The organism is Streptomyces sp. NPDC093018, assembly GCF_040684035.1.
GTDB classification, from domain to species: Bacteria; Actinomycetota; Actinomycetes; order Streptomycetales; family Streptomycetaceae; genus Streptomyces; species Streptomyces murinus.
Genome location: NZ_JBFBFF010000002.1, coordinates 115,377 through 125,971, shown reverse-complemented (window position 1 = coordinate 125,971; position 10,595 = coordinate 115,377). Strand labels below are relative to the sequence as shown.

General features: G+C 71.6%; 11 protein-coding genes. 4 read left to right on the top strand and 7 right to left on the bottom strand.

Going from position 1 to position 10,595, the window contains the following annotated elements:
* Positions 1–203: 203 nt before the first annotated feature.
* From AB0N90_RS04440 to AB0N90_RS04410, 7 genes are all read right to left on the bottom strand, one after another.
* Complete coding sequence (locus tag AB0N90_RS04440; RefSeq protein WP_365192948.1) at positions 204–1,805, bottom strand: ABC transporter ATP-binding protein; 1,602 nt, start codon at positions 1,803–1,805, stop codon at positions 204–206.
* Positions 1,802–2,800, bottom strand: a complete 999-nt coding sequence (locus tag AB0N90_RS04435) for an ABC transporter permease (RefSeq protein ID WP_361674873.1) — start codon at positions 2,798–2,800, stop codon at positions 1,802–1,804. The genes AB0N90_RS04440 and AB0N90_RS04435 overlap by 4 nt, the downstream gene beginning before the upstream one ends.
* On the bottom strand, positions 2,797–3,867 hold the full coding sequence (locus tag AB0N90_RS04430; RefSeq protein ID WP_365192946.1) for an ABC transporter permease: 1,071 nt from the start codon (positions 3,865–3,867) through the stop codon (positions 2,797–2,799). The genes AB0N90_RS04435 and AB0N90_RS04430 overlap by 4 nt, the downstream gene beginning before the upstream one ends.
* A gap of 4 nt (positions 3,868–3,871) precedes the next feature.
* Positions 3,872–5,590: an ABC transporter substrate-binding protein gene (locus AB0N90_RS04425; protein ID WP_365192944.1), complete on the bottom strand. Its 1,719-nt coding sequence runs from the start codon at positions 5,588–5,590 to the stop codon at positions 3,872–3,874.
* Between the two features lie 180 nt (positions 5,591–5,770).
* Complete coding sequence (locus tag AB0N90_RS04420; RefSeq protein WP_310738795.1) at positions 5,771–5,866, bottom strand: Ms4533A family Cys-rich leader peptide; 96 nt, start codon at positions 5,864–5,866, stop codon at positions 5,771–5,773.
* Positions 5,867–5,922: 56 nt separating this feature from the next.
* On the bottom strand, positions 5,923–7,176 hold the full coding sequence (locus AB0N90_RS04415) for a DUF3152 domain-containing protein (protein WP_365193575.1): 1,254 nt from the start codon (positions 7,174–7,176) through the stop codon (positions 5,923–5,925).
* A gap of 260 nt (positions 7,177–7,436) precedes the next feature.
* A complete protein-coding gene (locus AB0N90_RS04410) occupies positions 7,437–8,492 on the bottom strand; it encodes an alpha/beta hydrolase (protein ID WP_361674879.1) in 1,056 nt (351 codons plus the stop codon).
* Positions 8,493–8,707: 215 nt separating this feature from the next.
* Between AB0N90_RS04410 and AB0N90_RS04405 the strand changes: the two genes are divergently transcribed.
* From AB0N90_RS04405 to AB0N90_RS04390, 4 genes are all read left to right on the top strand, one after another.
* Positions 8,708–8,932 (top strand): hypothetical protein, encoded by a 225-nt coding sequence (locus AB0N90_RS04405; protein ID WP_361674881.1) that lies wholly within the window; start codon positions 8,708–8,710, stop codon positions 8,930–8,932.
* A 132-nt stretch (positions 8,933–9,064) separates the two neighbouring features.
* Positions 9,065–9,706 (top strand): TetR/AcrR family transcriptional regulator, encoded by a 642-nt coding sequence (locus tag AB0N90_RS04400; RefSeq protein ID WP_365192942.1) that lies wholly within the window; start codon positions 9,065–9,067, stop codon positions 9,704–9,706.
* Positions 9,707–9,848: 142 nt separating this feature from the next.
* Entirely contained in the window at positions 9,849–10,076 is a 228-nt protein-coding gene (locus tag AB0N90_RS04395) for a DUF3107 domain-containing protein (protein WP_037660048.1), read from the top strand.
* A gap of 180 nt (positions 10,077–10,256) precedes the next feature.
* Entirely contained in the window at positions 10,257–10,520 is a 264-nt protein-coding gene (locus AB0N90_RS04390) for a hypothetical protein (protein ID WP_365192940.1), read from the top strand.
* Positions 10,521–10,595 lie beyond the last annotated feature (75 nt).

The window sequence follows — 10,595 nt, the reverse complement described above, 5'->3', positions numbered from 1 at the left end:
GCGGCGCGCGGCCCCCCCGGGCCCCGCGCCCCACACCCCGGGCACCCCCTCGCCCACCCGTGGGGGGCGCGCCCGGGGCGGGGGCCCGGCCCCCCACCAAAAGGGGTGAACACGCGTAACTTTCTCGTGCGGACCGCGTTCTGTCGCGCTAGGCGTTCACACGGGTACGGGACGTCACGCCGGGCGCGTCGTCCGGCGCCCGGTCAGGCCGCCGCCGGTGCACGGCGCGCGGCCCGGCGCCGGGCCGCCAGCTCCGGATCGAGGGCGGGGACGGCGGCCAGCAGCTGCCGGGTGTACTCCTCGCGCGGGCTGTCGTAGACCTCGTCGGCGGGGCCGTACTCGACCAGCCGGCCCCGGCGCATCACCGCGAGCCGGTCGCTGACCTGGCGGACGACGGCGAGGTCGTGCGCGATGAAGACCAGCGCGAGGCCGAGTTCCCGCTGCAACTCGCCCAGCAGGGCGACCACTTGGGCCTGGGTGGTGACATCGAGCGCGGAGACGGGTTCGTCGCAGACGATGACACGCGGGTCGGCGGCCAGCGCGCGGGCGATGCCGATGCGCTGGCGCTGGCCCCCGCTGAACTCGTGCGGGTAGCGGTCGTAGTGCGCCCCTTCGAGCCCCACGCGCTCCAGCAGTTCCGTCACCCGCCCCCTGATCCGCTCTTCGGCCCCGGCGCCCTTCTCACCGCGGGCGCGCAGCGGGTCGGCGATGGACTCGCCCACGCTGCGGCGGGGGTTGAGGGAGGAGACGGGGTCCTGGAAGACCATCTGGACGGCCGGGTTCACCCCGGTGTGCGGCTCGCCCGCGTAGCGGATCCGGCCCGCGGTGGGCTCCAGGAGGCCGACCAGCATCCGGCCGAGGGTGGTCTTGCCGCTGCCGCTCTCGCCGACGACACCGAGGGTCTCGCCCCTGCGCACGGTCAGCGAGACATCGTCCACGGCCGCGAACGCCCGCTTGCCGCGCCCGAATTCGCGCCGCAGTCCGGTGGCCTCCAGGACCACCTCGCCGGTGGCCGGGGAGCCGGTGCGGCGGGCGTCCACGCGCGGGACGGCGTCGAGGAGTTCGCGGGTGTACGACTCCCGGGGCGCCGCGAGGACGGTCCCGACCGGACCGTGCTCGACGGCCCGGCCGTGCCGCATGACCAGCACCTCCTCGACGCTCTCCGCGGCCACGCCCACGTCATGGGTGACCAGCAGCAGGCCCATGCCGGTCTCCGTGCGCAGGGTGTGCAGCAGATCGAGGATCTGGGCCTGCACGGTGACGTCGAGCGCGGTGGTGGGCTCGTCGGCGATCAGCAGCTCGGGTTCGCAGGCCAGCGCCATGGCGATGAGCGCGCGCTGGCGCATGCCGCCGCTGAACTCGTGCGGGCGTGAGCGGGCGCGCCGGGCGGCGTCCGGGATGCCCACCCGGTCCAGGACCTCGACGGCCCGCGCGCGGGCGGCGCGGCGTCCGGCGCGGGTGTGCACCCGGTACACCTCGGCGATCTGGTCGCCGATGGCGTAGTAGGGGTCGAGCGAGGACAGCGGGTCCTGGAAGACCATGGCGGCCTTGGCGCCGCGCAGCCGCCGCAGCTCCTGCTCGGTGGCCGCCCGGACATCGGTGCCGGCGACGCGCACGGTGCCGCCGACCCGGGCGCCGGTGCCGCGGTGCAGGCCCAGCAGGGCGCCCGCGACCGTGGACTTGCCGGAGCCGGACTCGCCGACCAGGGCCAGCGCACCGCCCTCGGCCAGGCTGAAGGAGAGCTGGTCGACGGCCCGCAGCGCGCCGAACTCGACGCTCAGGTCGGTCACTTCCACCAGGCTCATGCGAGCACCACCCGTCGGTCGGCCACCGCGTACAGCACGTCCGCGACGGCGTTGGCGAGCACCACGAAGAACGCGATGACGAGGACCATGCCGACGACCACCGGAAGGTCGACGACCTTCACCGCGTGCACCAGTTCCTGGCCGATGCCGGGCAGCCCGAACAGGGTCTCGGTGAGGACGGCGCCGCCGACGGCGGAGCCGACGTTGTTGGCGTTGAGCGCGATGACCGGGGCGAACGCGCCGCGCAGCGCGTGCCGTCCGACGATGGCCCGCTCGCCGACGCCGTACGCCCGGAAGGTCCGTACGTGGTCCTCCGCGAGGGTCTCCAGCATCGCGGCGCGGGTCAGCCGGGCGAAGGTGGCGGCCTCGATCAGGGCCAGCGACAGCCAGGGCAGCAGCAGGTTCCAGGCCCACTGCTCGGGGTCGTCGGTGAGGGCGACGTACTCCGGGAAGGGCAGCAGCTGGAGTTCGCCGCAGACGATGATCATCAGCACCAGGCCGATGACGAACACGGGCGTGGCGGTGCCCGCGAGGGTGATCGCGGTGAGCACCCGCTCCGAGACGCGGCCGCGCCGCCAGGCGGAGAGGATGCCGGTGCCGACGCCGAGGGCGAGCCACAGCACCATGCCGCCGAGGACCAGCGAGAGGCTGACCGGCAGCTTGCCCAGGATGATGTCCAGGACCTGCTGTCCGGTCTGGTACGACTGCCCGAGGCAGGGCGCCGCGCAGTGCTCCAGGGAGGTGCCGGTGGAGAAGTCCTGGCCGACGAAGAGGCCCTGGAGGAAGTGCCAGTAGCGCACATAGAGGGGGTCGCCGAGGTGCAGCTGTTCGGCAACCTGGTGCACCTGGGCGGGCGAGCAGCGCGGACCGCAGGTGATCTGGGCGACGTTGCCGGGGGTGACGTAGAAGACGACGTAGACGATGACCGAGATGGCGAGCAGGGTGATGACCGTGCCCACGGCCCGGCGCAGCAGGAATCCGCCGAAGCCGCTCATGCGGTCGCCTCCTTCTCGGCCGTGTTCTCGGCCGCGTCCGTGGCCGTGACCATCGCCGTGGCTGTGTCCTTGTCCTTGTCCTCGTCCTTGTCCTTGCGGCCGGTGCCGATCCGCAGCCGGGAGGCGGCGCGCGGGTCGAGGGCGGTGCGCACGCCGTCGCCGAACACGGTGAGCGCGAGGACGGTGACGAACAGGGCGCCGGCCGGCAGCAGCAGGTACTGCGGGGCGGCCTGGTACCAGACGTCGGCGGCGGTGAGCATCTGTCCCCAGGAGGGCGTGGGCGGCTTGACGCCGACGCCGAGGAAGGACAGGGCCGCCTCCACCGAGATGTTCATGGGCACGAGGAGCGCCGCGTAGGTGATGACGGGCGCGGCGAGTCCGGGCAGCAGCTCCCGGCGGGCGATCCGCCAGGTCTTCCAGCCGCTGAGCCGGGCCGCCGATACGTAGTCGAGGCCCTTCATGGACAGGGTCTGGGCGCGCACGATCTTCGCGATGCTGCCCCAGGCGATCAGGCCGATGACGAGGGTGACCAGGACGGGTCGCGGGAAGCTCGCCGGGACGACCGCCAGCAGGGCCAACGACATGATCATCAGCGGCATGGCGACGATGATGTCCGTGATCCGGCTCAACAGTTGATCAACCCATTGATTGCCGAGCGCGGCCGCCACGCCGACGGCCACGCCGATGGCGACCTGGATGACGGTGGCGGCCAGGGCGACACCGAGCGAGACCCGGGCGCCGTAGACCAGGCGGGCGAACAGGTCGCGGCCGGTCTGGGGCTCGACGCCCAGCCAGTGCTCCGCGTCGATGCCGCCGAGGGAGCCGACCGGCACCCCGCCGCGCGCGGAGTCGATCAGGGACGGGTGGTAGGTGAAGGGGTCCTGGCCCTCCAGGGCGGTGAGCAGCGGCGCGGCGAGCGCGACCAGGACGAGCAGCGCGACGACGGCCGCGGCGACCAGGGCGGCGCGCTGTGCCCGCAGCCGCCGCCAGAACCGGCGGGCCCCCGAGGCCGCCGGGACGGAGGCGTCCGTCCCGGCGGCCGGGGTGGCGAGGGGTGACTCGGTCACGGCGTCACTTCACCGCGACCTGGGAGATGTCCAGCACGCCGGTCCAGTCGCTGATGACGACATTGCGGATGTCCTTGCCGACCAGGCGCTTGTAGACGGGGTGGAACAGCGGCACCACCAGGGCCTTGCCGCCGATCTTCTGGTCCAGGGCGCCCCAGCGCTTGGCGGCCGCGTCGAGGTCGGTCAACTTGTTGATCGAGTCAATCTCGTCATTGACCGACTTGTCGTTGAGCTTGCTCGCGTTGAAGTTCGCGCCGTCCTTCACGATCTGCCGGCCGTCGAAGATCGGGGCGAGGAAGGGACCGCCGGAGGGCCAGTCGGCGCCCCAGCCGGCGAGGAAGAAGCCGGGCTCGGTCTTCACGCTGTGGACGGTGTCCCGGTAGTCGTTGTCCTCCAGGCCCTGGAGCTTGACCGTGATGCCGGCCTTCTTGAGGGCGTCCTGGAGGGCGGTGGCGATCTCCGGGCTGGTCGCGAAGTCCTTGGCGTTGGAGTGCGTCAGGGTGACGGTGAGCCCGTTCTTGTAACCGGCCTGCGCCAGCAGCTCCTTGGCCTTCGCCGGGTTGCCGGACGCGCCCGCCGGGAAGGGGTCGTACGGCGTGTAGCCGAAGGACTTCTGGTTCGGCAGGAAGGTGGTGGCCGGCTCGGCGAGCGCGCTGCCGCCGGCCGCGTTGACCACCGAGGAGCGGTCGACGGCGTACGCGATGGCCTCGCGCACCTTGGGGTTGTCGAACGGCTTCACGGTCGGGTTGAACGCGATGTAGTTCGTGTAGCCGAAGTGGCCGGTGCCCACGCGCGCGGCCAGCTCCTTGTCGCCGGTCACCTTGGCGAGCTCGGCCGGGCCGAGGTTGGTGTCCGTGGTGACGGCGGCGGCGTCCGCGCCCTGGGACGCGGAGAGCCGCTGGTCGATCACCGAGGAGTCGAGGCCGGAGCGCACATCGATGGTGTCCGGGTACGCCTTGCGCTGGTCGTCGGTGGCCGCCGACCAGTTCGGGTTGCGCTTGAGCAGCACATGCTCGCCGTCGTTCTCGTTCTTGACGACCTCGTAGGGGCCGGACGAGACCGGGTGCTCCTCGTACTTGGTACCGGTGTCCTTGGCCTTGGGCACCGGCGCGAACTGCGTCTGGGTGGCCAGGAACGGGAACTCGCCCTCGGGCTTGTTCAGATGGAAGACGATGGTCCGCTCGTCCGGCGTCTCGATCGCCGACAGGCCCTTCTTGTCCTTGTACGGCCCCTGGTAGTCCGCCGCGCCGGTCAGCCAGTCGCGCAGGTAGGGGGCGCCGCCGGAGAGCTCGGGGGCGAAGGAGCGCTCGATGCCGTACTTGATGTCGGCCGAGGTGATCGGGGTGCCGTCCTCGTACTTCAGGCCCTTCTTCAGGGTGTACGTCCACACGGTCGCGTCCTTGCTGGGACGCCCGGTGTCGGTGGCGAGGTCCGGCACCACCTTGGCGCCGGCCGCGCCGTTCGCCCGGTTGCGCGTGGTCAGCGTGCGGAAGACCAGCGACGGGACGTTTCCGCCGCCCGAGGTGTACAGCCGCGCGGGGTCGAAATCGGTCTGCGGCTCGGAGTTCAGGACCGTGAGGGTGCCGCCCTTGTGGGGCGTGGAGTCGCCACCGGAGCCCTTCGCACCGCTGTCCTTCGGACCGCAGGCGGCGGCGCCCGCGGCCACGACCAGGCTGACGGATGCCGCTGCCACGCGGCGCGCTATGACGGACGGTTGACGCATCGGAATGACGACCTCTCGGGGGGTGCTTTCGAGGTTTTCTCGAAGAGTGAGACAAAGAGACGAGGAGTGAGACGTCCCTGGACAGACGTCGGCCCCGGCGTCGGGTCGTCGAAAAATCCGTGACCGGGGTCACGGACGGGAAAAGGAGAAAGGTCGCGACGCGAACGCCAGGGGGCGGCGTCAGCGACAGTGGATGTCGGCCACGCAGAGCGCGGTCACGCCGATCAGCGCCAGCTCGATGGCGGCGCTGAAGGAGACGGCATGACTAGACCACATGCGCAGAAATATGAACGAACTTGCGGCTCATGTCAATGTGACATAAGCGCAGGTCGTCAACTCCTGGGATAGGGCCAGGCGTTGGGCAGACAGTGGATCCCGTCATGGTCGAGGAACTTGGTCTGCTGCTGCATGACCGGCGCGAGTTCGCCGCTCTTCTCGCAGGTGACGTGATTGTGGCCGAGCCGATGGCCGACTTCATGGTTGATCAACATTTGCCGGTACATATGGATTTTGTCGCCATATGTCTTGCTTCCTTGAGCCCATCGGTATGCATTGATCATCACGCGCTGGGTGGCGGCCGAGTCGCAGGAGACGTTGTCCTCGGTGGTGTCCAGGCCGGATTTCGCGCACCAGGTGGCGGTGGTGCCGGGGCTGGCGAGGGTGATCACGAAGTCGGGTTTGCCGGAGGAGATCCGCTCGAAGGTACGGGTGCCGCCGTGCCCCCAACTGCGGTCGTCGTTCAGCGTCTTCTGCACCGCCTCGGCGAACAGCGCGCCGTCCAGGCCGAGTCCCTGCTCGATGTCGACCCGGTAGCGGTACTTCTGACCGGTGCCGGGCGCCTTGTCGAAGCCGGGGACGGTGTCGAACTTCCCGGACGCCTTGAGGGTGGCGCCCAGCGGATATGTGCGGTCCATCTTCTGCTCGTACGTCAACGGCACCGCGCTCGGCTTCGCGGCGGAACCGGCGTGCGCGTCGGTGCCCCGGTCCGGCGCGGAGTGCCCCGCGTTCGCGCCGTCGTCGCGGCTCTCGGTCACCTGCCCGGCGACGACCACCGCGAGCACGGTGGTGACGGCGGCCGCGGCGATACCGGTGAAGGCCCGCCCCTTGTTGTTCCCGCGCTGCGCGGGCAGGTCCGCCTTGTCCGCACCGCCGACGGGCATCTTCTCGGCCGTCGACTCCGGCTCCGGCTTCGCCTTCGGCCTCGGTCCCGGCCCCGGTTCTTCGGCCGGCTGCTCGTTCGTACGGACGTGTCCGGCCTTCCCGCCGCCGCCGTCGAAAGCGTCCAGATAGTCCTGCCGAGGCCCACGCCCGCCCGGCCCGGCAGTCCCGGCAGGCCCTCCCGGCCCCGCGGGACCCGCCTGCCGCTGCCGGGGCAGCACGACCCCGTGCACACCGGTACCGGATCCGGTCCGCGCCGGGAACTCCCCCCAGCCGCCCCCGGGTTCCCGCTGCTCGGGATGCCCGCCACGAGCGGCACCCGCACCGGGACCACGCGGCACACCGTGCGCGGGCGTGCCGTCGGGCGACCCGGGAACACCACCGTCGGGCGCGCGCGGGACACCACGGGCGGGCGTCCCCTCGGGCAGCCGCGGAACACCACGGGCCGGCGTCCCCTCGGGCCCACGCGCGCCAGCACGCCCCGCCGCCCCCTCGGGACCGCGCGGCGCGCCACGCCCCGCCGCTCCCTCCGGGGATCTCGGCACACCATGGCCCGGTGTCCCGTCCGGCAGTCCCGGCGCCCCGCGGCCCGGCGCCGCCCGCTCACTCCTCGCCGCTATCTCCGGACCCTGGTCCTTCGCGGCCGGCTTGGCCGGCCCCCGGCGGCTGTGGCGTCCCACGGTGTCCTTCAGCTCCCCGCTTCCGTACCCTCGGCGGCTCCCCGGCCGCCCGTCTCCGTGCTGTCGTCTCTGTCGCCGTCGTCTCTACTGCCGGCATCCGCGCCGCCGTCGCCCCCGGCCTGCGCCATCAGCTCCAGGAAGGCCCGCGCCACCACGCCCGGGTACTCCATCATCGCCACGTGTCCGGCGTCCGGCAGCGACAGCAGCCGGGAGTCACGGAAGGAGCGGGCGGCCTTGCGGGCCATGCGGTAGCCGACGAGCTGGTCCCGGCCGCCGTAGATCAGCAGGGTCGGCGCGAGCACCCGCTCGGCCTGCCGCCACAGCCCGTGCTGCCCGCCGAGCGTGTACGCGTTGACGATGCCGCGTGCGGAGCGGGCCATCGCGTCCCAGAAGTACGGCAGCTGCAACCGCCGCTCCAGCTCCTCCACGGCCTGCCGGAACGCCTCCGGTGTCACCCGGCCCGGATCGCCGTAACAGAGCCCCATGACCCCGCGCACCCGCTGCTCGGCCGTCCACTCCTTGCTCATCCGGGTGAACAGCGCCGCGATACCGGGCACGCCGAGCAGTCCGGTCGGCACCGCGGTCCGCTGGATCCGCAGCTCCGGCAGCGCGGGCGAGATCAGCGTGAGCGTGCGCACCAGATCGGGGCGTACGGCGGCCACCCGCGTGGTGACCGCGCCGCCGAGCGAGTTGCCGAAGAGGTGGACGGGACCGTGTCCTGAGGCGTCCAGGTAGCGGATGACGGCCCGCGCGTGCCCGGTGACGGAGTAGTCGCCGTCGTCCGGGGGCGGGGAGTCGCCGAAGCCCGGCAGGTCGATCGCCTCGCCGGCCACGACGCCGTCCAGCTCGGCCATCAGGTCGGACCAGTTCTGCGAGGAGCCGCCGAGCCCGTGCACGTACAGGGCGCGCGGCAGGTCCGCGCGCGCGGGCGGCCGGTAGCGCACCGACAGGGTGACCCCCGGCAGGCCCACCGTCCGCAGCCGCTCCCCGTCGCCGACCCGGACGGGCGCCACCCGGGGGAGGACACTGGCGGCCGGCGCGGAGGGCGACTCGGTGGAAGACATGCGGGCAATGTTACGAGGTGATCACACCGGGGTTCGTGTGTTCGCCGTCACAGAATGAGCCGTTCCGCGCATGAGCCGTTCCGCGGGGGACAACCGGTGCGCGGACGGGCGCGCACGGCATGGCGTCCGAATCGGCCGTCTCCTAGGCTCGTAGCAGAGGGCACCCGCATGTGGCCCCTGCCGTGCCCAGGGACGTCGTAGGAAGGGAGCCCATCATGGCCCAGGATCCGACCGAGCCCGACACCATCGAGGAACTGGACGACGAGACGGCCCCCGAGCTGGGCGTCGAGGACCCGGAAGTGGACGCCGTCGAGCAGCAGGCCGATGTCCGGCCCGAGCGCGACGACACATTGACGGCGGAGAAGAAGGACCGGGCGAACGAGGCCGATCTGCTCGAACAGACGCGCGTGGTCTCGCTCGACGAGGACGACTACCGCTGATCGACCGCGTGACTCGGCTTTCGCCGTCGTCCGGTACATGAAATTCTGCGCTCGCACCGCGCACACCACGGTTACCGAAAAGTACGATGGCCGCGCGGTCGACACCGCATGTGGACGACATTGGGAGGCGGCGTGACAGCCATCGAGCAAACAGAGGCAGCACGCCCGCGCGGCACCCGGCTGCCGCGCCGAGCCCGACGGAACCAGTTGCTGGGCGCGGCCCAGGAGGTCTTCGTCGCACAGGGCTACCACGCGGCGGCGATGGACGACATCGCCGAGCGGGCCGGCGTCAGCAAGCCGGTGCTCTACCAGCACTTCCCGGGCAAGCTCGACCTCTATCTCGCGCTGCTTGACCAGCACTGCGAGGCGCTGATCCAGTCGGTGCGCAGCGCGCTGGCGTCGACGACCGACAACAAGCAGCGGGTGCGGGCGACCATGGACGCCTACTTCGCCTATGTGGAGGACGACGGCGGCGCCTTCCGGCTGGTCTTCGAGTCGGACCTGACGAACGAGCCCGCCGTGCGCGAGCGCGTCGACAAGGTGACCACCGAGTGCGCCGAGGCGATCTGCGAGGTGATCGCGGAGGACACCGGGCTCTCGCGCGCGGAGTCCATGCTGCTCGCCTCGGGTCTCGGCGGGCTCGCCCAGGTGGTGGCCCGTTCCTGGCTGCACAGCGACCGCAGTGTGCCGCGCGACAACGCGGTGCAGCTCCTCGCCTCGCTCGCCTGGCGCGGCATCGCGGGCTTCCCGCTGCACGGCAACGAGCACCACTGAGTCGCGTCACGGTGTTCATTCCCGGACGGTGTTCGCTGTTGGCGTTCTTGGCCGGCCGCGTGCACGTCCCCTCACCGGGCTAATGTGTGCTGGTACGGCGCGGAAGATCGCGCACATAACTGACCGTCGGAGGGACAAAGCCGTGGAGGTCAAGATCGGCGTGCAGCACGCGCCCCGCGAGATCGCTCTGGAGAGCGGTCAGAGCGTCGAGGAGGTCGAGCGCCTGGTGTCCGACGCGCTCGCCGGGAAGACGCAGCTGCTGACCCTTGAGGACGAGAAGGGCCGCAAGGTCATGGTGCCGACGGACAAGTTGGCGTACGTGGAGCTCGGCGCGCCGACCGTGCGCAAGGTGGGCTTCGGCGCGCTGTAGTCAAGGCCATGGCAAGGGCCCGGCGGCATTCGGCCGCCGGGCCCTTGTGCTGAGCGGATGCCCGGATTCGCACACAGAGACGACACAACTCCTCCATAGCGGAGGATTGCAGTCCGCAGGTCACGGGTAAGACGGGCTACGACCGTTCAAGGCAGACCGGCCGTGGGAGGGACCCCCGTCATGATCCTGGAAGCACTCGGCACCGCCGTGCTCGGTCTCCTGCTCGCCTGGGCAGCGACCGTCCGCCTCGCCCACCGTCTCCCGAACCGCCCCCTGGTCTACTCGACCGGCATCGCGGGCGCCCTCCTGGGCGACTTCGTCACCCACAGCGCCGTAGGTTCGGGCACCCTCGTGGTCCCCGTCCTGGGCGCGGCGATCATCTCGGCGGCCTCCCTGTCCCTGCTTCTACGCCCGTCACGCGCCCGCCGCTCCCTGACGGCGTAAGCAGCGCCCCGTCAGGGGCGCGGGGCTCTGTTCGATATGCGGCTCCGCCGCGTGGGCGCGACAAGCCACAACGCA